This window comes from Flavobacterium sp. (assembly GCF_965284515.1).
GTDB lineage: Bacteria > Bacteroidota > Bacteroidia > Flavobacteriales > Flavobacteriaceae > Flavobacterium.
In genome coordinates this window covers 807600-831789 of sequence record NZ_OZ260089.1, presented here as the reverse complement: position 1 = coordinate 831789, position 24190 = coordinate 807600, and the positions used below count along the sequence as shown (strand labels likewise).

Genomic DNA, 24190 nt, shown 5'->3' with positions numbered 1-24190 from the left:
TTTTGAATGGCTTATATAGTACAAATGTATAATTTATTTTTCTGATTTCTCCTTGCGTCGAAATGACAAGGTTTTACTTATGAAAAAAAGTTTTAACCTCAACAGTTGCAAACTTTCTAAACATTTCCATTACACCACAGTATTTTTCTACTGATAAATCAACAGCACGCTGTAATTTTGCTTCGTTTAAATTTGCTCCATAAAAATGATATTCAACCGTTACTTGGTCATAAATTTTTGGATGTTCTTCGGTTAAATTTGCAGATGTTTCAATTTTAAAATCTTCAACTTCTAACTTCATTTTTTCTATTAATGAAGCTACATCTAGACCCGAACAACCAGCTAAAGCAGAAAGCATCATTGCTTTTGGACGCAAACCCGCTCCTTCGCCACCATTTTCTTCTCCGGCATTGATTAATACAGTTTCACCACTAGAATTTGTAGATTCAAATTGCATTTTTCCTTTCCAAGTTGTAGTTACGTTGTGTATAGACATTTTATTCTTTTTTTAATTAAATTACTCATTGTATAATTTTACAACCCCTGCTAATCCAATAGAAAAAATGGAGATTCCAAGTATTATAAAAAAAGTATTTGCATTTTTAAATCCACGAAATGCAATTGTAATTCCAATAATAAAGGAAAGTATTGTAATTAGAAATATAATTTTAGAAGTTTTTTTCATAAAAAAACCTACTTCAAACTCTTCCCGCCAACACAAACCACAATTTCGCCTTTTGCAGGTTTGACTTCAAAATGCTTTAGCACTTCCTCAGCGGTTCCTCTAACGGTTTCCTCGTGTAGTTTCGATAATTCACGAGAAACAGAAACTGGTCTGTCGGCACCAAAGTATTGCACATATTCGGCCAGCGTTTTATTTAATTTATGAGGCGAAACGTAGAAAATCATGGTTCTTGTTTCTTCGGCTAAAGCCAAAAAACGCGTTTGACGACCTTTTTTATCGGGTAAAAATCCTTCGAAAACGAATTTATCATTAGGTAAACCACTGTTTACTAAAGCAGGGACAAATGCTGTTGCGCCTGGCAAACATTCTACTTCCACTCCGTTTTCTACACAAGCGCGCGTTAGCAAAAAACCAGGATCTGAAATCGCAGGTGTTCCAGCATCGCTAATTAAAGCAATTATTTCACCCGCTTGCATGCGTTTTACCAAATTTTCAACGGTTTTATGTTCGTTGTGCATGTGGTGACTGTGCATGTGTGTTGCAATTTCAAAATGCTTTAGCAATTTTCCGCTGGTACGTGTGTCTTCGGCTAAAATTAAATCGACTTCTTTTAAAACGCGAATTGCTCTAAAAGTCATGTCTTCAAGATTACCTATTGGTGTTGGAACTAAATATAATTTTCCCATAAAAGGGTTTTTGGTTTTAGGTAATGGGTTTTAGGTTAAGCTACAATTAATTGAATTTTTTTTCTACTATTTCTAAGAAACGATTTTCAAATTCTTCTTTTCCATCCCAATTATTATAGTCTGGCTTAACGAAATCGTTGATAAATCCTTGCGCTTCATCAAAAGAATCGAATGTGTTTAATTGAGAAAGCACTCGGTTAAAATCATCTGAACTTCCTCCAAATAATTTTTTCTCAAAAGCAATTCTATCATTTAACCCTATATTAATTCCTTTAGTTAATCTGTCGTTAAGCGACATTGTTTTTGGTTCTTCAAAAACGACTTCAGGGACTTTTTCAATTACAATTTCTTTTTTAACTTCTGCAACAGCTTCTTCTTTTGGCTCTTTTGCTTCAAACAAATCTTCAGCTATTTCAGGTTTTGATTCTTCAACCGCTTCAAAGGTTAATTCAGCAACTTGCTCTACTTCTACAGGAACATCGTTTACTTTTACAAAATCTGGTTCTTGAAAATCTCCAGCAAAAACATCATCAAATAAAACCGACTGCGGTTGCTTGATGTCATCTTCGTGAATTAAAGCCATTTCTTCTTCAACTTCTTGCTCGTCTTCAGCTTCCGCTACAACTTCCTCTTCAATAATTGATTCTTCAACTGGTTCTTCTGTCTTAGCTTCAACAACTGGTTCTTCAATTTTTTCCTCAAGTACTGATTTTTCTATTACATCAGTAACTTTTGGATTTTCTAATTTCTGCTCTAAATCTTCACGAGAAATCTCTTTTTCAGCGATAGCAATATTTTCTTCATAAAAACGCAAAACCGTTAATTGATCATACAATTTTTTTGTCTCTTCATGCAGTTGAACCGTTTCAGAACGGTTTTTTAACTTCAAAACTCGGTGTGCAATGCTAATTAGTTCTGCTTCTAACTTTTTCTTCATAACGTAAAGGAATAGAAATTGAATTGTAGTTGATTAATTATAAATTACTGTAAAAATATTATTTTAAAACTTGAAATTAAAGAACTTACTTAAAAACTTATATTGTTTGTCTTTAGTGTAAATTTACGTAAGTTTGTTTCGACTACAAAAATAGTGGATTATAATATTAATTGACCGAAATATACAAAATGTTTCTTGAAAATACAGTAAATCAACACGAACAATTTGGCTGGATAGAAGTGATATGTGGCTCAATGTTTTCTGGAAAAACAGAAGAACTTATTCGTCGTTTAAAAAGAGCACAATTTGCTAAGCAAAAAGTAGAAATTTTTAAACCTGCAGTAGACACTCGTTATGATGATGAAATGGTGGTTTCTCATAATAAAAATGAAATTCGTTCCACGCCTGTTCCTGCTGCAGAAAACATAAGAATACTTGCTCAAGGTTGCGATGTTGTAGGTATTGATGAAGCTCAATTTTTTGACGATGAAATTGTTGCGGTTTGTAATGATTTAGCCAATAGTGGAATTAGAGTTATTGTTGCTGGACTAGACATGGACTTTAAAGGAAATCCTTTTGGGCCAATGCCTTCTTTGATGGCAACAGCTGAATATGTAACGAAAGTTCATGCCGTTTGTACACGTACAGGGAATTTGGCAAATTATAGCTTTAGAAAGTCTGAAAATGACAAGTTAGTAATGCTTGGTGAAACAGAAGAATACGAACCACTAAGTAGAGCTGCTTATTACAAAGCATTAAGAGAAAACTCAGAAAAATAGTTTCTTTGAATTATACTTTACAACATATTACATCTACTTTAGACATTAAAAATCAAGAAAAATTTCCTGATTTTAATGTTGAAAATATTTCTATTGACAGCCGTTCGTTGCAAAACAACAACGGAACACTTTTTTTTGCTTTAAAAGGTAATAATCACGACGGACATCAATATATTGAACAACTCATTGAAAAAGGTGTCTCTTTTTTTGTTGTAGAACATATACCAATACATTTAAAAGATAAAGCGCATTTTATTGTAGTAAAAAACACTTTAAAAGCGCTACAAAAAACGGCAATTTATTACCGAAATTTATTTCAGTTTCCAACCATAGGAATTACAGGAAGTAATGGAAAAACGATTGTAAAAGAATGGCTTAATTTTCTCTTGAGTCCCGATTTTAAAATTGTAAGAAGTCCGAAAAGTTATAATTCACAAGTTGGTGTTCCATTATCCATTTTTGGAATCAACGAAAATCATAACTTAGGAATATTTGAAGCCGGTATTTCTCAAAAAGGAGAAATGGAAAAACTTCAAGAAATCATTCAACCCAATATTGGAATTTTTACTCATTTAGGAAATGCTCATGATGAAAGTTTCGAGAATTTGGCTGAAAAAATTAAAGAAAAAACAGCACTTTTTAGAAATTGTGAAGTTGTACTTTTAGAAAAAAATGCAGAAGTAGAAAAACACATCAGTTCACCAACAATTACTTGGAGTTTTGAAAACAAAGAAGCAGATTATTTTTTATCTAAAAAAATAAAGAGTAATAAACTTACAGATATAGAAATTACAGGGAAGAACCTTGACTTTAAAGTTTCGATCCCTTTTAATGATGATGCTTCCATAAATAACGCAACAACTTGTATTATTACAATGTTGTTTTTAAAATACAGTACAAAAGATATTAAAGAACGAATTGAGCAATTGTATCCTATTGAACTTCGATTGCAAGCTAAAAAAGGAATTAATAATTGTTTACTAATTGATGATTCTTATTCGTCTGATTATCAATCATTGCAAATTGCTTTAGATTTCCTAGAACAACAAAAACTCCACAGTAAAAAGACAATCATTCTTTCTGATGTTTTTCAAGGCGGATTACCATTAAATGAATTATATCAAAAAGTTGCAAGTGCAATAAAAAGCAACAAAATTAATAGAATAATTACAATTGGAGAAACCATTAGTAGTTATTTAAATGATCTTCCAAATGTAATTTCATTTTCTACAACAAGTGATTTTTTAAAGCAATTTAATTTAGATTCTTTTGAAAATGAAACCATTTTAATTAAAGGAGCTCGAAATTTTTATTTTGATGAAATTGTTGTGGTTTTAGAAGAAAAAAATCATGAAACGGTTTTAGAAATTAATCTTGATGCTTTAAGTCATAATCTTAACTTTTACAAATCAAAATTGGCTCCCAAAACTAAAATCATGGTTATGGTTAAGGCTTTTGGATATGGAAATGGAGGTTATGAAATAGCTAAACTTCTAGAGCACAACAATGTTGATTATTTAGGCGTTGCGTTTGCAGATGAAGGAATTGCATTAAGAAAATCAGGAATTAAAGTTCCAATAATGGTTTTGAATCCAGAAAATAGTAGCTTTCATGCCATGATAGCTTACGATTTAGAGCCTGAAATATATTCAATAACAGGATTACAAGCATTTTTAAAAATCGCAAAACAGCAAAACATTATTTCATATCCTATTCATTTAAAAGTGGATACTGGCATGCATCGATTGGGTTTTGAATCACATGAATTGCCTGAATTGAAAAAACTATTAAAGAACAACAATTTTATTGAAGTTAAAAGTGTCTTTTCGCATTTAGCAGCTTCTGACGATATTACTTTTAAAGATTTCACCGAGTTACAATTTAATCGGTTTGAAAAGTTTTATAAAGAGCTAATTAGTGTTTTACATAAAAAACCAATCCGACATATTTTAAACACTTCTGGGATTTTTAATTATCCGCATTTTCAAATGGAAATGGCTCGATTAGGAATTGGACTTTATGGAGCCGGAAATTCAACTATAGAAAATAAACACTTACAAAATGTAAGCACGTTAAAAAGCATTATTTCGCAAATTAGAACAGTTGAAAATGGCGAAAGTATTGGCTATAGCAGAAAATATTTAGTTAAAGAAAAAATTAAAGTGGCAACAATTCCTATTGGTTATGCAGATGGAATTAGAAGGGGTTGGGGAAATGGAATAGGATATGTTTTAATAAACAATCAAAAAGCGACAATTCTAGGCAATATTTGTATGGATATGCTTATGGTTGATGTAACTTCTATAAACTGCAACCCTGGCGACGAAGTAATTATTTTTGGAGAGCAATTAAGAGTGAATGAAATAGCAGAAAAAACAAATACCATTTCTTATGAGATTCTTACAGGAATATCTCAAAGGGTAAAGAGAATTTTTTATAAAAATTAATCAATTGTTAAATTTTTTGTTAAATTAGCTTATTAATAACTAATCAAACTAATAAATATGTTAAAAGAGTTTAAAAATTTCATTATGACAGGAAACGTAGTTGAGTTTGCTGTTGCTGTAATTATGGCTGGCGCTGTTGGCGGAGTTGTAAATGGATTTGTTAACGACATTGTAATGCCTTTCGTGGGTTATTTTAGCGGCGGTGTAGATTTCGCTGATAAAAAAGTAATCTTAACTGAAGCCGTAGCTGCTTCTGAAGGAGTTGCTGAAGTTGCTGAAGTTGCTATACGTTATGGTGCTTGGGTTAACACATTAGTAAACTTATTAATCGTTGGTTTTGTAATGTTTATGATTGTAAAAGCATACAACAAATCTAAAAAACCAGTTGTTGAAGAAGCTCCTGCTCCTGCTGGACCATCACAAGAAGAATTATTAGCTGAAATTAGAGATTTATTAAAAAAATAGTAAAATACGCTACAATACATATTCTAACTAAATCCCGCTTAATCAGCGGGATTTTTCTTTTTGATAAAGTTTTGTGAAAATTGTATAAACTTTCTTTTTACAAAAGAATATTCTATATTTTTGTATTCCAAATTCATAAAAAAATGAAAGTAGCAGTAGTAGGCGCAACCGGAATGGTTGGTGAAATAATGTTAAAGGTATTAGCAGAAAGAAATTTTCCGGTAACAGAATTAATTCCAGTTGCCTCTGAGAAATCAGTTGGTAAAGAATTACAATGGAATGGAAAATCTTATAAAGTAGTTGGTTTACAAACTGCTTTAGAAATGCGTCCTGATATTGCCTTATTTTCTGCTGGTGGAGAAACTTCATTAGAATGGGCTCCAAAATTTGCTGAAGTAGGTACAACTGTTATTGATAATTCTTCTGCTTGGAGAATGGATCCATCAAAAAAACTAGTAGTTCCAGAAATTAATGCTTCATCTTTAACAAAAGAAGATAAAATTATTGCAAATCCAAACTGCTCTACTATACAAATGGTAATGACTTTAGCGCCATTACACACAAAATATAAAATAAAAAGAGTTGTTGTTTCTACATATCAATCTATTACAGGAACTGGAGTGAAAGCAGTACAACAATTAGAAAACGAGTATAATGGAGTTAAAGGAGAAATGGCTTATCCTTATCCTATTCATAGAAATGCAATTCCTCAATGTGATGTTTTTGAAGAAAACGGCTACACAAAAGAGGAAATGAAACTAGTTCGTGAAACTCAAAAAATATTAAACGATAAAACAATTGCTGTTACTGCAACTGCAATTCGAATTCCTGTTGTTGGTGGGCATAGTGAAGCTGTAAATGTGCAATTTGAAAACGATTATGAATTAAATGATGTTCGTCAAATTTTGCACAATACTTCAGGAATTACATTACAAGACAATTTAGATACTAAAACATACCCTATGCCGATTTATGCGGAAGGAAAAGATGATGTTTTTGTTGGGAGATTAAGAAGAGACGAAAGTCAGCCAAATTCTATCAACATGTGGATTGTAGCTGATAATTTAAGAAAAGGTGCTGCTACTAACACCATACAAATTGCCGAATATTTAGTTGCCAACGAATTGGTATAAAACCTATATGAAGAAAAAGTTTGGAATATTAAATTTTATATTGATGCTTTCGGTATTATTTGCCGTTAGTTATCAATCGCTACATACTTTTTCACACCATAAACACGAAGAAACAAAACCTGTTTCTTTAGAAAAAACGTTTACAAAAAACTTATCAGAGAAAGAACATTGTCCCGTTTGTGATTTCAAATTTGCCAGTTTTCTTTCTCCTGAAGTTTTCTCTTTTACTTTCTTTCCTCCTCATTTTGAGATCCCGTATCAATTTTCAGTTAAAGAAAATTTCAATTCATTTTGCGGGAGTTTATTTTCACAAAGAGGACCACCTTTTCTAGTTTAATTTACTATTTGCCTTTGCAAGAAATAAGCTTCAACTTTATTTTAAGTTGTAGCAAATTGTATATATATTTTAATTAAACTACAATGAAAAAAACAATTCAATTCATTATCCTATTTACATCAATATTAAGTTTTTCACAAAACAAACTTAATGGAAAAATAACAACAGAAAACAACGTTCCTTTACAACATGCAGTTGTGCACATTACCGAAAATAATTCCTTTACAGAAACAAACGAGTTGGGAGTTTATACATTTGAAAATGTTCCTAATGGCGAAATAACAATAATTGTACACTTATTAGGCTACGAGCAAAAAACAAAAAAGATAAACAGTACTTCTACTGCTGAATTAAATTTTATTCTTCAAGAAAAAGAACAACATTTAGATGAAGTAATTGTTTCAACTGCTTTCAATAAAATACAATCGCAAAATGTAATGAAAGTAGAACATCAATCTGTTAAAGAAATGCGTAAAAATGGAAATGTAACTTTAATGAATGGATTAACTGAAACTCCAGGTGTAAATCAAATTTCAACCGGAACTTCTATTGGAAAGCCTGTAATTAGAGGTTTAAGTGCATCGAGAGTTTTAGTTTATACACAAGGAATTCGATTAGAAAATCAGCAATTTGGAGAAGAACACGGACTCGGGTTAAGTGCTTCTGGAATTGAAAGTGTAGAAATCATTAAAGGTCCTGCTTCTTTATTATACGGTTCAGATGCAATTGGAGGGGTAGTCTATTTCAATCCAGAAAAATACGCCCAATATGGAAAATCAGAAGGAAATTTTTTACAACAGTTTTCAAGCAATACTCAAGGAACCAATACTTCTTTTGGTTATAAATCAACACCTGGAAACTGGAAATTTTTAATTAGAGGAAATTACAATTCTCAAGCGGATTACAAAGTTCCTATTGGAGATAGAATCATCAACACGCGTTCTATTGAAAAAGATTTAAAATACGGAATTGGTTATTCTAATTCGCATTTTTCAACCGATTTTAGATATAATTACAACAACTTAAATTTAGGGTTACCTGAAGAAGATATTGAAAATTCAGGTTTTAGAAATCCGTTGTTTCCGAAACAAGATATTGACAATCATATTTTAAGTGTAAACCAAAAATTTTATTTCAAAAACTCAAAATTAGAAGCAGATTTAGGTTATATTTTTAACAACAGAAAAGAATTAGAAGACATAGATGAAACAGCTTTGCATATGAAATTAAAAACAGCAAACTATAACATCAAATACTATTTCCCAAAATGGAAAAATATTGAAACCATTATTGGTGTTCAAGGAATGCATCAAACCAATTTAAACTTTGGCGAAGAACGCTTAATTCCTGATGCAACAATAAACGATTTTGGTGCTTTTATGACTTCAAATTACGAATGGAATAAAAACGCTATTCAGGCAGGAATTCGTTTTGATAAAAGATCCATTTCAACTTCAGAATATGGAAATTTTGGAGACGAAGGCTATTTTGAAGCGATAGACAAACAATTTGAAAGTTTTAATTTTGCTTTGGGATACAAAACAAACCTAACTGAAAAAATCACAACTCGATTCAATTTAGCTTCTGGTTTTAGAGCACCAAATTTATCTGAATTAACTTCAAACGGAGTTCATGAAGGAAGTAATCGTTATGAAATTGGAAATTCTAACCTAAAAAACGAACAAAATTTTCAAGCTGATTTAAATTTGGAATACAACAGCGAACATTTTGAAATTTTTGTTAACGGATTTTACAATCATGTAAACAACTATATTTATATTGAACCAAATGGAAATACTATAGACGGAAATGATGTGTACAATTACGTTCAAAACAATGCGTATTTATTTGGTGGTGAAGCAGGAATTCACTTTCATCCACATCCTTTAGATTGGTTACATTTTACAAGTAGTTTTGAAAACGTAACAGCTAAACAAGAGAACGGAGATTATCTTCCATTAATTCCTGCAAATCAATGGAAAAACAATTTAAAAACGAACTTCAACTTGTCTAACTGGTTCCAAAAAAACTACATTTCAGCACAAATAAACCATACGTTAAACCAAAATAACACAAGTGATTTTGAAACACAATCTAAAGACTATACTTTGGTAAACATTGGTTTTGGTGGAGAAATAAATTTTGGAAAAAGAAAAGTAGATGTTTATTTAAATGCAAACAATTTATTTGATAAAAATTACATTGCTCATTTATCACGATTAAAAAATGATGGTATTCCAAATATAGGCAGGAATATCGTTTTAGGATTAAATTTTGATTTTTAATTAACAACATCTTAGATTTCAATTATTTATATTTGTTCAACAACCTAAAGAATTATTATGAAAAAATCATTTATCTTATTATTTACAGCCGCTGCTTTTGTTGCTTGTAAAAAAGAAGAAATCAAAGAAATTGACATGACAGTAAAATATCCTGAGACAAAAAAAGTGGACACTACTTTTACTTACTTTGGAGAAAAGTTAAACGATCCATATTATTGGCTTGAAGACGATCATAGTGAGGAAACAAAAGCGTGGGTAAAAGCTCAAAACGAAGTAACATTTGGTTATTTGGAAAAAATACCTTTCCGAAAGCAATTGAAAGAAAGAATGGAAAAATTGTGGAATTACGAAAAAATTTCAGCTCCATTTAAAGAAGGTGATTTTACCTATTTCTACAAAAATGATGGATTACAAAATCAATCGGTTGTGTATAGAAAAGATGCTCAAGGAAACGAAGAAGTCTTTTTAGACCCAAATACTTTTTCTAAAGACGGAACAACTTCTCTTGGCGGATTGAACTTCTCAAAAGACGGTTCACTTGTTGCTTATGCTATTTCAGAAGGCGGAAGCGACTGGCGTAAAGTTATTGTTTTAAATGCAGCTACTAAAGAAATTATTGGTGATACAATTGTGGATATTAAATTCAGTGGCGTTTCTTGGTATAAAAATGAAGGATTTTATTACTCAAGTTATGATAAGCCAAAAGGTAGTGAACTTTCTGCTAAAACAGATCAGCATAAACTGTATTACCATAAACTGAATACTGCTCAAAAAGACGACAAAGTTATTTTTGGATTAAAAGAAAAAAGAAGATATGTAGGCGGTTATGTTACTGAAGATGAAAATTATTTAATTATTTCAGGAGCAACTTCTACTTCAGGAAATGAATTGTATTATAAAGATTTAGCTAAAAACGGGCCTATTATAAACATTGTTAATAATTTTGAAAATGATAATAATGTTCTAGACAATGTAGGAACTAAATTTTATGTAGAAACGAACTATAATGCTCCCAATAAACGCATTGTTACTTTTGATTTGGCAAAACCAAATCAAGAAAATTGGGTAGATTTTATTCCTGAAACGGAGAATGTTTTATCTCCTTCAACGGGTGGTGGTTTTATTTTTGCCGAATATATGAAAGATGCTGTTTCGCAAATAAAACAATACGATTACAACGGGAAACTAGTTCGTGAAGTACAATTACCAGGAATTGGTTCTGCTGGTGGTTTTGGTGGTAAAAAAGAAGAAACAACTTTATATTATTCTTTCACTAATTATGTTACACCTGGTACAATATACTCGTTTGACCCAAAAACTGGAAGTTCTAAAGTGTATAACAAGCCAAAAGTAGATTTTAAAAGTGAAGACTACGAATCAAAACAAGTTTTTTATACTTCGAAAGATGGAACAAAAATTCCAATGATAATTACCTATAAAAAAGGAACTGAATTAAACGGAAAAAACCCAACAATGTTATATGGGTATGGCGGTTTCAACATTAGTTTAACGCCAAGTTTTAGTATTGCCAATGCAGTGTGGTTAGAAAACGGTGGAGTTTATGCGGTTGCTAATTTACGTGGTGGTGGTGAATATGGTAAAAAATGGCACAATGCAGGAACACAAATGCAAAAACAAAATGTATTTGACGATTTTATCGCTGCGGCTGAATATTTAATTGCAGAGAAATATACTTCTTCTGATTATTTAGCGATTTCTGGTCGTTCAAACGGAGGATTATTAGTTGGGTCAACGATGACACAAAGACCTGATTTAATGAAAGTAGCATTGCCAGGCGTTGGTGTTTTAGACATGTTGCGTTACCATACTTTTACAGCTGGTGCTGGTTGGGCTTACGACTATGGAACAAGTGAACAAAGCAAAGAAATGTTTGATTATTTGAAAGGATATTCACCAGTACATAATGTAAAAGCAGGAACAAAATATCCTGCAACAATGGTAACTACTGGAGATCATGATGACAGAGTAGTTCCTGCACATAGTTTTAAATTTGCTGCAGAATTACAGGCAAAACAAACAGGTTCTAACCCAACATTAATTCGTATTGATGTAAATGCGGGGCATGGTGCTGGAAAATCGGTAGCGGCAACAATACAAGAATTTGTAGACATGCAGGCGTTTACATTGTATAATATGGGAATTAAAGAATTGAAATAATTTTATTAGTTAAAAACAAAAAATCCCGATTCAAGTTGAATCGGGATTTTTTTATATAATTTCTTTAAATAAATTAAAACCTGTTATCGCCATCTAAAAGATTTCCAAGACCGCCGAGTAAGCTTCCTTCTCCTTTATCTTTTCCACCCATTTGAGGTGCAGATTGAATAATTCTATCGGCTAAACGGCTAAATGGTAACGATTGTATATAAGCAATTCCTGGTCCACGAAGTGTAGCAAAGAAAACACCTTCACCGCCAAAAATGGTATTTTTAATTCCGCCTACAAATTCTATATCGTATTGTACATCTTTGGTAAAACCAACGATACAACCTGTATCTACTTTTAAAACTTCACCAGCTTGTAACTCTCTTCTTGCTAATGTTCCTCCAGCATGCACAAAAGCCATTCCGTCACCTTCTAATTTTTGCATGATGAAACCTTCTCCACCAAACAAACCTCTTCCTAGCTTTCTTGAAAAATCAATTCCTACGGAAACACCTTTAGCTGCACATAAAAAAGCATCTTTTTGGCAAACGAATTTTCCTCCGTATTTCTGTAAATCAATAGGTACAATTTTTCCTGGATAAGGCGAAGCAAAAGAAACTTTTTTCTTTCCGTGTTCGATGTTTTGGTATGCAGTCATAAACAAACTTTCGCCTGTTAAAACACGTTTACCAGCAGATAGTAACTTTCCGAAAATTCCACCTTCTTGCTGGCTTCCATCGCCAAAAATAGTTTCCATTTTAATACCGCTATCCATCATCATAAAGCTTCCAGCTTCAGCTACTACAACTTCTTGCGGATCAAGTTCTATTTCTACATATTGCATTTCTTCGCCAAAAATTTGGTAATCTATTTCGTGTGCTTGCATAATTTTATAGTTTTATTAATTGGTCGATAGTTTTAAAAAAATGTTACGAAAAAAGTCCGGATATAAAAAAAGTCCCGCTAAACGCGGAACTTAAATTTAAGATTTTAAAATTATTTCATTAACTCAGAAAGTTTAAGTGTTTTGCCACACATATCCTTTGTGATTTTAAAAATAACATCTCCTTTTTTTCCACTTTCTGCCCAACGAACTTCTTTGCCTACGTTACAACCAATACTTGTTTTAGACCCTTTATTTAAAGAAACAAAACCCGTTCCTGTATGAATGGAAACTTTATCTTTTGTGTCGTTAATTAGAGAAAAACTTTCTCCTACATTTAGTTCAATTGAAGGATTAGGCATTTCATTATTAGTAAACGAAGTTAACCCTAAACTTAAAACTGCTAAAATGACAATTACTTTTTTCATAAGATTTTATTTATTGTTACTATTGATAATCTAGCTTAACATACCCTATATATTTACTGATTTTTGCTTTGCGTTTATTAATATACGAAGAAGAATTTGTTGCCTTAAACCTTCTAGGATTTGGTAAAATTGCTGCGATACCTGCAGCTTCATATTTTGTTAAGTTTTTTGCTTCTTTTTTATACCAATGCATTGAGGCTGCTTGTGCGCCATAAACACCATCACCCATTTCAATACTATTTAAATACACTTCCATAATGCGTTCTTTTCCCCAAATTAATTCAATGAGAACTGTAAAATAAGCTTCTAACCCTTTTCTTAAATAACTTCTTCCTTGCCAAAGGAATACATTTTTGGCTGTTTGTTGAGAAATTGTACTTCCTCCTTTCAGTTTTTTGCCTTTTTGATTGCTTTCAAATGCTTTTTGCATGGATTTAAAATCAAATCCATTATGCTCTAAAAACAAACCATCTTCACTAGAAATAACTGCTTTTTGGAGGTTTGGAGATATATATTCTAGCGCTACCCAATCGTGTGAGCAAACCATCTCTTTGTTTTCAGAATTATGCTCAATAGCTCTAATTGCCATTAGTGGAGTAAAAGGAACGGGGACAAATTTATATAAGATTACAAAAAACAAACTGATTCCAAAAAACCATAAAAACAACTTAAAAAAGAGATACAAAATTATTTTTCCTGGACTCTTTTTAGAAGTTCTTGGAGTACTTCTTTTTTTGATTTTTTTTGTTGCTGCCATACTTAAACTAAATCCGCTAACTCTTTTCCTATTAGACTTCCTATTGCAACTCCCATACCTCCCATTCTAACGCCACAATATACATTATTTGAAACATGTTCTACAATAGGTTTTTTATGATTTCCAACACCCATAATGCCACTCCAACGATGTTCAATTTCAAATTTTTGATGAGGCAAAATTACTGTTTTTAATAACTCTTCCAACTTATCCTGAATGATTTTTGATTGAGATAAATCGGTTGTAGTTTCTCCATCAAAATCAAGGTTTCTTCCTCCTCCAAACAAAATCCTGTTTCCAATATTTCTAAAATAATAATAACCTTTATCTAAATGAAATGTCCCTTTTATCTCTAAATTTTCAATAGGTTTTGTAATTAAAACTTGAGCTCTTGCAGGTTGAACTTGATTTTTAGTTAATTTAGAAGCAAAACCATTGGTTGCAAATAATAATTTATTGGTAACAAAAGAAGTTTCATTGGTGATAACCTCAACTTTGTCATTTAAATCTTGGAAAGAAGTAACATTCTGTTGGTTTAAAATCAAAATGTCTTTTGAAATGACCTCTTTTAACAAAGCTTGCATCATGTTGCCAGTATCTATTTGACCTTCAAACGGATTGAAAATTAAGTTTTCGAAAATATTTTGAAAGTCAAATCGATCTATTTCTTTTGCAAATACATCGGCTTTAAATAAAGGCCTTAAAACATCATTTATAAAAGGTAGCTTTTCAAGGCACTCATTATAAAAAGGTTCGTCGTTATTCAAAAACAACTCGTAAGCGCCGTAAGGCTTGAAGTCTATTACCTCATCACCTAATCGATTTCGAAGCAACTTTAAACCTTGGACTCTTTTTTGAACCAATTGGATTACTTCTTCTTCTGTGTGCGTTTTTAAATCATCTATGATTTCTGAAACACTTCCAAAACATGCAAAACCAGCATTTTTTGTACTTGCTCCTTGTGGTAAAATTCCTTTTTCTAGCACTAAAATTTTACTGCTTGGAAACCTGTCTCTTAATGCTAAGGCGCAATGCAAACCAACAATTCCGCTACCTACAATTGTATAATCAACATTGGTAAACCAATTTTTTAATTCCCAATAACTCAACTGCATTATTCTTGGTTTTTAAGTAATTTTTTTTGTTTGAAATAATTCCACACAAGTGGGAAAGTAGTGATTGCAATTAGCGTTAGTATTATTGTTTCAATATGCTTCTTCAAATCAACATTAAACTGATCTAAAAACAGATTATATAAATAATGTCCTGCAAAAACTAAAGTAAAAGACCACAATAATGAACTAAGCACATTATATAACATAAATTTGCTTTTTTTCATATGTACAATTCCTGCAATAATAGGCACAAAAGTCCTAATAATAGGTAGAAATCGGGCAAAAACAATTGCTTTTCCTCCGTGTTTTTCGAAAAAAACTTGTGATTCAATTAGGTATTTTTTCTTAAAGAAAAAGCTGTCTTCTTTTGCGTATAAATATTGTCCGCTTCTAGAACCAAACCAATATCCAAAAATATTTCCTAATGTTGCAGCAGAAGCAATAAGTAGTGAAAGAATGGTAACATTAGATAAATCATTAGGAATTAGAAAAAAGGTCTCGACTAACTCTCTATTGTAAATTCCAGATAGAAATAACAAACTATCTCCAGGTAAAAAGAAACCTGCAAACAAACCCGTTTCAGCAAAAACAATGAATAACACCATGTAAATTCCTATAGGAATTCCATTAATTTCCATCGTTATATAGAACTCTGGGTTAAATAATTTGGTCCAGTGAAAATTCTCCATTTACTCCAATTTATCTACGGATTTAGCCACAACCATAGAAACCGCAGCATCACCAGTAACGTTTACCATTGTTCTACACATATCTAAAGGTCTGTCAATTGCAAAAATAAGTGCTAATCCAGCTTCAGGAATTCCAGCTTGAGCTAATACAATAACCAACATCACCATCCCTGCTCCAGGTACGGCAGCACTTCCTATAGACGCTAAGGTTGCTGTAGCAATAATTCCTAATTGTACTCCAAAACTTAAATCCATACCAAATGCTTGTGCAATAAAAACTGCCGCAACGGCTTGATACAAACTTGTACCGTCCATATTAATTGTGGCTCCTATTGGCAGTACAAAACTCGCCACTTCATCATCAACTCCTAAATTATCAACCACTCTTTCCATTGTTACTGGTAAAGTTGCGGCACTAGAACTCGTTGAAAAAGCTAATAATTGAGCTGGAGCAATTCCGTTAAGAAAAAATTTCGGACTCCTATTTGTAAGTGTTTTAACCAGTAAAAGATATATACAAATCATAATAGCTAAACCTAAAACAACAGTTAAGCCATACATACCAAGTGCTTTGAATAAATCTAAACTTGGAGATTCTGCTACTAAAGACGCCAATAAAGCGAAAACACCAAAAGGTGCTGCAAGCATTATAATATCAATCATTTTTAATATAGCTTCATTAAAACCGTCAAAAAAAGTTTTAACTGGTGTTGCTTGTTCAGCAGGAATTAATATTAATGCAATTCCAAAGAAAACTGCAAAGAAAATTACTTGAAGCATATTTCCATTATCTGCCGCTGCACCAACTATATTGCTAGGAACAATATCTTCTAATGCTTGAAGTGGGCCTGCTTCTTTTTGATTTTCGGCAGCTGCAATTTTTGAATTTGCATCATTAGAATAGCTTCCCACTAACTCTGTTCTCGTTTCTTCCGAAATAAAACTTCCTGGTTTAATAATATTAACGACAACTAAACCTATAGAAACCGCAAAAACAGTTGTAAGAATATACAAACCTATTGTTCTTCCTCCCATTTGAGATAGTTTGGAAATATCTTTTAAATCAGAAACTCCTTTGATTAAAGAAGCTAAAATTAATGGAACTGCAATAAGTTTCAACAAGTTAATAAATATGTTTCCAAAAGGCTTTATCCAATCTATAATGAATTGTTTTCCCCAATCAAATTGTATAAAAACAAAAGCAAACAATACTCCTAACAACATTCCTAGTAGTATTTGCCAATGCAACGCTAATTTTTTCATAATAGGTGGTTTGTTTTTTAAAACGTGAAAATAGGGATATTTTTCAAAAAATAAGTATTTTTAGCCTAGATATTAATATTTACTACAATGAAAAAATATATAATTTTAATTTTAAGTATAACTGGTTTATCAATGAGTGCACAAAATATAATGACTCCAGAATTATTATGGAAACTTGGACGTGTTTCTTCTTTAGGAATATCTAAAGATGGAAAAAACATTGTTTACAAAGTAAGTACTCCATCAGTCGAAGAAAACAAATCCAATTCAGAATATTATAGCATTCCAGTTTCTGGCGGAAATGCAGTTAAATTAAAAGAGCATAAAGGTTTAGTTAGCGATAAAAACATTTCTGCAGATGGAAAATGGACACTTTCAGATAAAGAAGTGAAAATTAATAAAGTTGATGGAAAGGATTTTTATCCAGAGTTAGAAAAAAGTGATGTTAAAATTTATGACGCACTAGACTATCGTCATTGGGATACTTTTAATCACGGAAATCACAATCATGTAATTCTAACCTATGCAAATGGAGAAGAAATAGACATCATGAAAGACGAACCATATGACGCACCTCAAAAACCTTTTGGTGGAGATGAAGATTATATTTGGTCGCCTAATGGTTCTAAAGTAATTTACGTATCTAAAAAGAAAACAGGAACGGCTTATGCTACTTCAACAAATACCGATTTGTATGAATACGATTTATCTTCTAAAACGACTAAAAACTTAACAGAAAAGAATTTAGGTTATGATGTTGCTCCACAGTTTTCACCTAACGGAGATTTATCTTGGTTGCAAATGAAACGCGATGGTTTTGAAGCCGATAAAAACGATATAATTGTTCGTCACAAAGGATTAGACATAAACTTAACATCAAATTGGGATGGAACTGTAGATAGTTTCACTTGGAGTAAAGACGGCAAAAAAGTGTACTTCTTAGCCCCAGTTGATGGAACAAAGCAATTATTTGAAGTCAACTTTCCAGGATTAACAAAAATTGCAGTTCGTGTTCGTCAAATTACAGAAGGACAATTTGATGTGAACCAAATTATAGGTTTTCATGAAAACACTGTTTTGGTTACCCAAAGCGATATGAATCATGCCAATGAAATATTCAGTTTTGATTTAAAGAAAAATTCTTGGAAACAAATTACCAATATAAATACAGAAGTATATTCAAAATTAGCTTTACCAAAGGTTGAAAAAAGAATGGTAAAAACTACCGATGGAAAAGAGATGTTGGTTTGGGTTATTTTACCTCCAAATTTTGATACAAAAAAGAAATATCCAACACTTTTATATTGCCAAGGTGGACCACAAGGAGCTTTGTCTCAGTTTTATTCGTTTAGATGGAATTTCCAAGTAATGGCTTCACAAGGTTATATTATTGTGGCTCCAAATAGACGTGGAATGCCGGGTCATGGTGTAGAATGGAACGAACAAATTAGTAAAGATTGGGGCGGACAAGCAATGGACGATTATTTAAGTGCTATTGATGATGTTGCGAAAGAATCTTATGTAGATAAAGAACGACTGGGTGCCGTTGGCGCAAGTTATGGCGGATATTCGGTGTTTTATTTAGCTGGAATTCACAAAAACAGATTCAAAACATTTATTGCTCATGCTGGAATATTCAACACACAAAGCATGTATGGAACTACAGAAGAAGTATTCTTTACCAATTGGGATATGGGCGGAGCATATTGGGAAAAAGATAATATTGCTGCACAAAAAGCAGTTAACGAATTCAACCCAATTAATTTAGTGAACAATTGGAACACACCAATATTTATTATTCAAGGTGAAAAAGATTATAGGGTTCCAATGGGACAAAGTCAAGAAGCTTTTCAAGCAGCTCAACTAAAAGGTATTAAAAGTCGTTTTATGTTATTCCCTGAAGAAAATCACTGGATTTTAAAACCTCAAAACGGTTTAGTTTGGCAACGCGAATTTTTTAAATGGTTAAAAGAAACGCTCTAAAATAACAATTTCAATTTCAACCTCCAAGCTTGTTGTTGTTTTTTGAACTTGAACTTACAATATTATGATGCCATTTAAAGAAGTTGAGTTTACTGTAAAAAAGTTTCATGCGTTAGAAATGACTATTGAAGCGGCTGAATTTTTAATAAAAAACTACGAATTAGAACATCCTAATTTTAAAGGTTTTGAATTGAGAGAAAAAGCCGAGCCTAGTTTTATATTATTCACAACCGAAGGTGTTTTTGGGAAACCTCAAATTATTAGAATTCCAGAAAACACGTTTGAATTTCCATTGGTTTTAAATTTAAACTTGTTGGCACATGAAATGTTGCATGTAAAACAAAAAGATAAAATGAGTATTGTTGAAGATAAAAACGAACGCGAATGGCAGGCTTATTATGAAAATTTATTTCACAAAGAATTTCCTTTAATTCCTGAATTAACTGATTTTCATAAAAAAGCATTTGCTAACAAAGCATTAGAATATTATAATAGAATGGGAGAAAATTCAGAGTTGCAGATAAAATATAAAGAGCAAAAAAATGAAGTTGAACAATTGATTTCAATACTATAAAAAAAGTCCTGCAAATGCAGGACTTTTTTGTTTCTATATATTTAAATACTAATAACCTAGTTTCGCTCGAACACGTTGTAAAACACTATTTGCTACTTTACTCGCTTTTTCAGCTCCTTTTAACAACAAAGCATCAACTTCTTCTAAATTATTTATGTAGTAATTATACTTTTCTCTTTCCGTGGCAAACTTTTCAATAATAAGTTCAAATAGTTCTTGTTTTGCATGTCCATAACCATAATTTCCACCTTCATAATTTGCGCGCATTTTTTCTATTTGAGATGGCGATGCTAATAGTTTATATAAGGTAAAACAGTTACAGGTTTCGGTATTTTTTGGTTCTTCAAGTGGTGTACTGTCTGTTTCAATAGACATAATTTGTTTTCGCAAAGCTTTATCATCTAAAAATATATTGATAAAGTTGTTTCGAGATTTACTCATTTTTTGACCATCCGTTCCAGGAATAATCATTGTGCTTTCATCAATTTTCGCTTCTGGCAAAACAAATGTTTCACCCATTTGATGGTTAAAACGAGAAGCAACATCACGAGTAATTTCTAAATGCTGTAATTGATCTTTTCCTACAGGTACAAATTCTGCATCATATAACAAAATATCTGCTGCCATAAGCATAGGATAAGTAAAAAGTCCGGCATTAACATCGTCTAGTCTATCAGCTTTATCTTTAAATGAATGTGCTAACGTTAAACGTTGAAATGGAAAAAAACAGCTTAAATACCAAGAAAGTTCAGCAGTTTGAGGTACGTCTGATTGTCGGTAAAAAACTACTTTATTTACATCAAGACCACAAGCTAACCAAGCAGCCGCTGTACTATATGTGTTCTCACGTAGTGTTTTACCGTCTTTAATTTGTGTAATTGAATGCAAATCAGCAATAAATAAAAACGGTTGGTTTTTAGGGTCATTCGCCATTTGAATAGCTGGAATAATTGCTCCTAATAAATTTCCTAAATGTGGGGTTCCTGTACTTTGAACTCCAGTTAATATTTTTGCCATTTTTTATATATTTTGCACAAAAATAGGGTTTTTAGCTAAATGGTAAAAGAGTAATGTTAAAAGGTTAACTAATATTCTTATTTTTGGAATCAATTAAAAAATTACAGTAAATGAAATTGTTCAAAATAATTTTTTGGATACTTTGGCGAATTTGGTTTTACATATTAATAATGGTTCCTATTATTATTTTATTTCCGGTATTATTTGTTTTAGTATTAACAGATAAGACTTATCCGTTATTTTATAGAGTTGCACGTTTTTGGGGTAAATTAATTTTATTTGGAATGGGTTTTTATTATAAAATTGATTTTGAACAACCTCTTGAAAAAGGAAAAAGTTATATGTTAGTAGCAAACCATACATCAATGACAGATGTTATGCTAATGCTTGCGGTTGTAAAGAACAATCCATTTGTTTTTGTAGGTAAAAAAGAATTGGTGAAAATTCCAATTTTTGGATTCTTCTATAAGCGTGTATGCATTTTGGTTGATAGAAGTAGTAGTAAAAGTAGGTTTAAAGTTTTTGAATTGGCTCAAAAAAGACTTCATCAAGGATTAAGTATTTGTATTTTTCCGGAAGGAGGAGTTCCCGAAGACGAAAGTATTGTTTTGGATGCGTTTAAAGATGGTGCGTTTAGACTAGCCATTGAGCATAAAATTCCAATTATTCCTATGACTTTTGCAGACAATAAAGAACGTTTTTCATTTACTTTTTTAAGTGGAAGTATGGGAAAAATGAGGGTTAAAGTTCATAAACCAATTGAAACACAAAATCTTCTAACAGAAAACAAAGTTATAATCAAAGAAAAGGTTAGAAACATCATTTTAGAACAATTGAATATATTTAACAACTAAAAATGCCTCGCAAATATTGCGAGGCATTTAAGTTTCAAAAGTATGAGAATTGAAACAAACTTAACTTAAGCTTAACCAACAAAAGCTTAAAAACTAAAACTTACTCCAGAATACAAGCCTACAAAATAGGGCTTGAAATTTCCGGAATCATTACTAAAAGTATTGATTTGGTATTTAAACATAGGCTGAAAATTTGCTTGAAAAGACTTCCAAAAAGTATATTTAAAACCCAAACCGACATTACTACTAAAATGTATGTCGTTCAAATTATTTGCTTGACCAATATTTAATACCGAACCATTAGATTCTAATGATATTCTATTTTCATTTAAAAATAGTGTACTCATCCCTCCAATAACATTTATTCCAAACTTTTTGTCTAATAGTTTATAACTCATTTCAAGAGGTACCTCTATGAATCCCATTCTCTGATTTATTTGTCCATCAAATTTATCAACTATTGTTCCTGATAAATTTATTGAATTAGAAGTTGTTGCGTTCTTACTCTGAATTGATAACATTAAGCCCGATTGGGACGGTGTTACATTCTGCATCAACTTCGCATTAACATCTTGAAAAAACACCACATCATTAGTATTATAATTTAGAGATAAGGTATTAACACCAGTTCTTAAGCTCCATTTCTTTGAAACTTCATATTCAAGCCCTACTCCAAAACTCAAACTATTTACATATTCTTTACTGTTGTTTTCGAATTTTGAATCTAATGAAGATCCGTTTGATACAGAATTAAAATAAACAGGCGAAGCAACAGTGCTTACTGCCCATTTATTTCTTTTCTCTTTTTCTTTTTCATCAGCATCTTCCCCTTCTAATTTTTCTTTAAGCAATTTCTCCAATGGATTCTCTTCAATAATGTTTGAAGCCAAAAGGATACTATCTTCAATTGCATTAGCAATTATGATTTCATTTTGTATAAACAAAGAGTCTATTTCTTCAACCCCAGATGAGTTTTCAGAATTCAAAACATTACTATTTTGTAAAGTATTGGAATTCAATAGCTCAATTTTAGAATTGTCTATCGGTGAATTATTTTCATCTTTCGAATTAATAACCAGCTTATTCTTAATAGACGAATCATCATTGAAAATCAATTCTTCGTTATTAAATCTTGATTTTTTCTGAGACTTATTATTGTTTACAATGTCATCTTTTTTAAATTGACTATTAATAATATTATTGCTTTTTTGTCCATTTTTCACTGAAGACTTGTTAGTCTTTTGATTCTTATTTGAAACTATACCTTTGTTATAATTAGTCTTATTGTAAGCAGGTTTTTTATCTTGATTTGAATTACTATTATTTAATACAACACTTGAACTAGCATTTTCCAATCTTTCATTTAATAAATTATTGTCTCTGATTATTTTATCTTGATCTGCTTGAGAATTATTGTTTCTAACTTCTTTATTTTCTTCAATATTAGATATAGAAGAAGAATTAGTTGTAACACTTGAATCGTTAACAATTATAGCATTTGAATTATTAGCTTTGTTTATAAACAGAAAAAAGCCTAAAATTAAGGAAGCTGCTATCCCTACAGGTTTAAACCACAATGGTATAACTCTTCTTTTCTTTTTCTTTTCATTTAAACGTGCTTCAATAACAGACCAAGACTCTAAAGGTGGCATTGCCTCAAAATCTTTGAAGTTTTCTTGAAAAAGACGCTCTATGTTTTTATTTTCTTTCATTTTACCTTTGGAATTGACATATTTGAATTCAACTCTATTTTTTCTTTTAATATCATTTTAGCTCGAGCTAAATTTGATTTAGAAGTTCCAATGTTAATATCTAACATTTCTGAAATTTCTTTATGTGAATAACCATCTAAAACGTATAAATTAAATACCAATCTATATCTGTCTGGTAATTCTTGAATTATTTTAGTTAAAAAATCTAACGAAATATTTTCTTCATCAATTTCTACACCATCATCATCTGCAATGTTTTCAGAAACAATTTCAAAAACACTTTGATTTCTATATTGTTGTAAAACATAATTAATTACAACCCTTTTACACCATCCTTCAAAAGAACCTTTAAAATTGTATTTATCAATTTTTTCAAAAATTAACAAAAAACCTTCTTGTAAATTATCTTGAGCTTCTTCATAACTTCTCGAATACTTAAGACAAACTGCAAATATTTTTGGACCTAACGTCTTATAAATTTGCTCTTGTGCTTTAGTATTTCCCTTTTTACAATCATTTATGATTTGTTCAAGTATCAACCTTTTTTTATTAATTTACATCTACATCGTATTCTATATATTCTTCTACTCCACTTGCGCTTGTTCCTGTCCAAAATTTAAAGTGGTGAATTCCTGATTCAGTTGGCTTAAACTTAAAAGCCACTTCATAAGTCCCTTCTTCTTCAGCACTCACACAATTATTGCTATTCAATTTAACTGCATAAATTGCAATCACTCGAGTTAATCCATCTGCTTGATAATAAAATCCATCATATAAGTGACATGTTGTTGGTCTTCTATAACTAATCATTATATCACTTTCAACATTCAATTCCATTGTTTGTGGCATCACAACTGATTCCACAGGTAAAACAACGTCAACAGAACTAGGAGCATCATCTAAATTACAAGAGACTGATAGTAACCCGAAAAAAATTAATAAAAATGAAAAATTTTTCATGATTTGATTCATATTATAACTAATAGATGTAAAAA

At 31.3% G+C, this 24190-nt stretch carries 23 protein-coding genes; 10 read left to right on the top strand and 13 right to left on the bottom strand.

All coding sequences use genetic code 11. The features are described 5' to 3' along the window. Nucleotides 1–73: 73 nt before the first annotated feature. The 3 genes from ACQ65T_RS03865 to ACQ65T_RS03855 form a co-directional block, all read right to left on the bottom strand. On the bottom strand, nucleotides 74–496 hold the full coding sequence (locus ACQ65T_RS03865) for an OsmC family protein (RefSeq protein WP_430399785.1): 423 nt from the start codon (nucleotides 494–496) through the stop codon (nucleotides 74–76). Nucleotides 497–693: 197 nt separating this feature from the next. After that, nucleotides 694–1371 (bottom strand): 16S rRNA (cytidine(1402)-2'-O)-methyltransferase, encoded by a 678-nt coding sequence (rsmI, locus tag ACQ65T_RS03860; RefSeq protein ID WP_430399784.1) that lies wholly within the window; start codon nucleotides 1369–1371, stop codon nucleotides 694–696. A 46-nt stretch (nucleotides 1372–1417) separates the two neighbouring features. Continuing rightward, the gene (locus tag ACQ65T_RS03855) at nucleotides 1418–2308 is read right to left on the bottom strand and encodes a hypothetical protein (protein WP_430399783.1); all 891 of its coding nucleotides are present in this window, start codon (nucleotides 2306–2308) and stop codon (nucleotides 1418–1420) included. 188 nt (nucleotides 2309–2496) lie between these two features. Here ACQ65T_RS03855 and ACQ65T_RS03850 point away from each other — a divergent pair, with 188 nt between their 5' ends. From ACQ65T_RS03850 to ACQ65T_RS03820, 7 genes are all read left to right on the top strand, one after another. After that, nucleotides 2497–3087 (top strand): thymidine kinase, encoded by a 591-nt coding sequence (locus ACQ65T_RS03850; protein ID WP_430399782.1) that lies wholly within the window; start codon nucleotides 2497–2499, stop codon nucleotides 3085–3087. A 5-nt stretch (nucleotides 3088–3092) separates the two neighbouring features. Then, on the top strand, nucleotides 3093–5534 hold the full coding sequence (locus ACQ65T_RS03845; protein ID WP_430399781.1) for a bifunctional UDP-N-acetylmuramoyl-tripeptide:D-alanyl-D-alanine ligase/alanine racemase: 2442 nt from the start codon (nucleotides 3093–3095) through the stop codon (nucleotides 5532–5534). Nucleotides 5535–5591: 57 nt separating this feature from the next. After that, nucleotides 5592–5999 (top strand): large conductance mechanosensitive channel protein MscL, encoded by a 408-nt coding sequence (gene mscL, locus ACQ65T_RS03840; RefSeq protein ID WP_430399780.1) that lies wholly within the window; start codon nucleotides 5592–5594, stop codon nucleotides 5997–5999. A gap of 143 nt (nucleotides 6000–6142) precedes the next feature. Further along, nucleotides 6143–7132 (top strand): aspartate-semialdehyde dehydrogenase, encoded by a 990-nt coding sequence (locus tag ACQ65T_RS03835; protein ID WP_430399779.1) that lies wholly within the window; start codon nucleotides 6143–6145, stop codon nucleotides 7130–7132. A 7-nt stretch (nucleotides 7133–7139) separates the two neighbouring features. Next, nucleotides 7140–7469, top strand: coding sequence for a hypothetical protein (locus tag ACQ65T_RS03830; RefSeq protein ID WP_430399778.1), 330 nt, complete (start codon nucleotides 7140–7142; stop codon nucleotides 7467–7469). 83 nt (nucleotides 7470–7552) lie between these two features. Continuing rightward, a complete protein-coding gene (locus ACQ65T_RS03825) occupies nucleotides 7553–9754 on the top strand; it encodes a TonB-dependent receptor (RefSeq protein ID WP_430399777.1) in 2202 nt (733 codons plus the stop codon). A 57-nt stretch (nucleotides 9755–9811) separates the two neighbouring features. Then, nucleotides 9812–11932: a prolyl oligopeptidase family serine peptidase gene (locus tag ACQ65T_RS03820; RefSeq protein WP_430399776.1), complete on the top strand. Its 2121-nt coding sequence runs from the start codon at nucleotides 9812–9814 to the stop codon at nucleotides 11930–11932. 73 nt (nucleotides 11933–12005) lie between these two features. On the opposite strand, the gene ACQ65T_RS03815 is transcribed toward ACQ65T_RS03820, so the two are convergent. The 6 genes from ACQ65T_RS03815 to ACQ65T_RS03790 form a co-directional block, all read right to left on the bottom strand. Next, nucleotides 12006–12806, bottom strand: a complete 801-nt coding sequence (locus ACQ65T_RS03815; RefSeq protein ID WP_430399775.1) for a TIGR00266 family protein — start codon at nucleotides 12804–12806, stop codon at nucleotides 12006–12008. A gap of 110 nt (nucleotides 12807–12916) precedes the next feature. Further along, nucleotides 12917–13231 carry a hypothetical protein gene (locus tag ACQ65T_RS03810; RefSeq protein WP_430399774.1) on the bottom strand — a complete coding sequence of 105 codons (315 nt, stop codon included), beginning with the start codon at nucleotides 13229–13231 and terminating at the stop codon, nucleotides 12917–12919. 19 nt (nucleotides 13232–13250) lie between these two features. Next, nucleotides 13251–13988, bottom strand: a complete 738-nt coding sequence (gene mtgA, locus ACQ65T_RS03805) for a monofunctional biosynthetic peptidoglycan transglycosylase (RefSeq protein WP_430399773.1) — start codon at nucleotides 13986–13988, stop codon at nucleotides 13251–13253. Nucleotides 13989–13990: 2 nt separating this feature from the next. Beyond that, on the bottom strand, nucleotides 13991–15103 hold the full coding sequence (locus ACQ65T_RS03800) for an NAD(P)/FAD-dependent oxidoreductase (RefSeq protein ID WP_430399772.1): 1113 nt from the start codon (nucleotides 15101–15103) through the stop codon (nucleotides 13991–13993). Next, nucleotides 15103–15792, bottom strand: a complete 690-nt coding sequence (locus ACQ65T_RS03795; RefSeq protein WP_430399771.1) for a DedA family protein — start codon at nucleotides 15790–15792, stop codon at nucleotides 15103–15105. The genes ACQ65T_RS03800 and ACQ65T_RS03795 overlap by 1 nt, the downstream gene beginning before the upstream one ends. Beyond that, on the bottom strand, nucleotides 15793–17055 hold the full coding sequence (locus ACQ65T_RS03790; protein ID WP_430399770.1) for a dicarboxylate/amino acid:cation symporter: 1263 nt from the start codon (nucleotides 17053–17055) through the stop codon (nucleotides 15793–15795). A gap of 87 nt (nucleotides 17056–17142) precedes the next feature. On the opposite strand from ACQ65T_RS03790, the gene ACQ65T_RS03785 reads away from it, so the two are divergent. Both ACQ65T_RS03785 and ACQ65T_RS03780 read left to right on the top strand, forming a co-directional pair. Further along, a complete protein-coding gene (locus tag ACQ65T_RS03785; protein ID WP_430399769.1) occupies nucleotides 17143–19038 on the top strand; it encodes an alpha/beta fold hydrolase in 1896 nt (631 codons plus the stop codon). Between the two features lie 67 nt (nucleotides 19039–19105). After that, entirely contained in the window at nucleotides 19106–19612 is a 507-nt protein-coding gene (locus ACQ65T_RS03780) for a hypothetical protein (RefSeq protein WP_430401320.1), read from the top strand. A 48-nt stretch (nucleotides 19613–19660) separates the two neighbouring features. Here the strand turns inward: ACQ65T_RS03780 and trpS are convergent, their stop codons facing one another. Further along, a complete protein-coding gene (gene trpS / locus ACQ65T_RS03775) occupies nucleotides 19661–20629 on the bottom strand; it encodes a tryptophan--tRNA ligase (protein ID WP_430399768.1) in 969 nt (322 codons plus the stop codon). 110 nt (nucleotides 20630–20739) lie between these two features. Between trpS and ACQ65T_RS03770 the strand changes: the two genes are divergently transcribed. Then, nucleotides 20740–21483, top strand: coding sequence for a lysophospholipid acyltransferase family protein (locus ACQ65T_RS03770; protein ID WP_430399767.1), 744 nt, complete (start codon nucleotides 20740–20742; stop codon nucleotides 21481–21483). 86 nt (nucleotides 21484–21569) lie between these two features. On the opposite strand, the gene ACQ65T_RS03765 is transcribed toward ACQ65T_RS03770, so the two are convergent. Genes ACQ65T_RS03765 through ACQ65T_RS03755 form a run of 3 tightly spaced genes read right to left on the bottom strand, consistent with a single transcriptional unit; the run spans nucleotide 21570 to nucleotide 24155 of the window. Then, the gene (locus ACQ65T_RS03765) at nucleotides 21570–23195 is read right to left on the bottom strand and encodes a hypothetical protein (RefSeq protein ID WP_430399766.1); all 1626 of its coding nucleotides are present in this window, start codon (nucleotides 23193–23195) and stop codon (nucleotides 21570–21572) included. Beyond that, nucleotides 23192–23734: an RNA polymerase sigma factor gene (locus tag ACQ65T_RS03760; protein ID WP_430399765.1), complete on the bottom strand. Its 543-nt coding sequence runs from the start codon at nucleotides 23732–23734 to the stop codon at nucleotides 23192–23194. Before ACQ65T_RS03760 ends, ACQ65T_RS03765 begins: the two co-directional genes overlap by 4 nt. A gap of 10 nt (nucleotides 23735–23744) precedes the next feature. Further along, nucleotides 23745–24155, bottom strand: a complete 411-nt coding sequence (locus tag ACQ65T_RS03755; protein WP_430399764.1) for a hypothetical protein — start codon at nucleotides 24153–24155, stop codon at nucleotides 23745–23747. Nucleotides 24156–24190 lie beyond the last annotated feature (35 nt).

Bases quoted from the DNA above. Each gene is read 5' to 3' on its own strand.
- ACQ65T_RS03865 (WP_430399785.1), bottom strand. From the start codon at position 496: ATGTCTATACACAACGTAACTACAACTTGGAAAGGAAAAATGCAATTT.
- rsmI (WP_430399784.1), bottom strand. From the start codon at position 1,371: ATGGGAAAATTATATTTAGTTCCAACACCAATAGGTAATCTTGAAGAC.
- ACQ65T_RS03855 (WP_430399783.1), bottom strand. From the start codon at position 2,308: ATGAAGAAAAAGTTAGAAGCAGAACTAATTAGCATTGCACACCGAGTT.
- ACQ65T_RS03850 (WP_430399782.1), top strand. From the start codon at position 2,497: ATGTTTCTTGAAAATACAGTAAATCAACACGAACAATTTGGCTGGATA.
- mscL (WP_430399780.1), top strand. From the start codon at position 5,592: ATGTTAAAAGAGTTTAAAAATTTCATTATGACAGGAAACGTAGTTGAG.
- ACQ65T_RS03835 (WP_430399779.1), top strand. From the start codon at position 6,143: ATGAAAGTAGCAGTAGTAGGCGCAACCGGAATGGTTGGTGAAATAATG.
- ACQ65T_RS03830 (WP_430399778.1), top strand. From the start codon at position 7,140: ATGAAGAAAAAGTTTGGAATATTAAATTTTATATTGATGCTTTCGGTA.
- ACQ65T_RS03825 (WP_430399777.1), top strand. From the start codon at position 7,553: ATGAAAAAAACAATTCAATTCATTATCCTATTTACATCAATATTAAGT.
- ACQ65T_RS03820 (WP_430399776.1), top strand. From the start codon at position 9,812: ATGAAAAAATCATTTATCTTATTATTTACAGCCGCTGCTTTTGTTGCT.
- ACQ65T_RS03815 (WP_430399775.1), bottom strand. From the start codon at position 12,806: ATGCAAGCACACGAAATAGATTACCAAATTTTTGGCGAAGAAATGCAA.
- ACQ65T_RS03810 (WP_430399774.1), bottom strand. From the start codon at position 13,231: ATGAAAAAAGTAATTGTCATTTTAGCAGTTTTAAGTTTAGGGTTAACT.
- mtgA (WP_430399773.1), bottom strand. From the start codon at position 13,988: ATGGCAGCAACAAAAAAAATCAAAAAAAGAAGTACTCCAAGAACTTCT.
- ACQ65T_RS03800 (WP_430399772.1), bottom strand. From the start codon at position 15,103: ATGCAGTTGAGTTATTGGGAATTAAAAAATTGGTTTACCAATGTTGAT.
- ACQ65T_RS03795 (WP_430399771.1), bottom strand. From the start codon at position 15,792: ATGGAGAATTTTCACTGGACCAAATTATTTAACCCAGAGTTCTATATA.
- ACQ65T_RS03790 (WP_430399770.1), bottom strand. From the start codon at position 17,055: ATGAAAAAATTAGCGTTGCATTGGCAAATACTACTAGGAATGTTGTTA.
- ACQ65T_RS03785 (WP_430399769.1), top strand. From the start codon at position 17,143: ATGAAAAAATATATAATTTTAATTTTAAGTATAACTGGTTTATCAATG.
- ACQ65T_RS03780 (WP_430401320.1), top strand. From the start codon at position 19,106: ATGCCATTTAAAGAAGTTGAGTTTACTGTAAAAAAGTTTCATGCGTTA.
- trpS (WP_430399768.1), bottom strand. From the start codon at position 20,629: ATGGCAAAAATATTAACTGGAGTTCAAAGTACAGGAACCCCACATTTA.
- ACQ65T_RS03770 (WP_430399767.1), top strand. From the start codon at position 20,740: ATGAAATTGTTCAAAATAATTTTTTGGATACTTTGGCGAATTTGGTTT.
- ACQ65T_RS03765 (WP_430399766.1), bottom strand. From the start codon at position 23,195: ATGAAAGAAAATAAAAACATAGAGCGTCTTTTTCAAGAAAACTTCAAA.
- ACQ65T_RS03755 (WP_430399764.1), bottom strand. From the start codon at position 24,155: ATGAAAAATTTTTCATTTTTATTAATTTTTTTCGGGTTACTATCAGTC.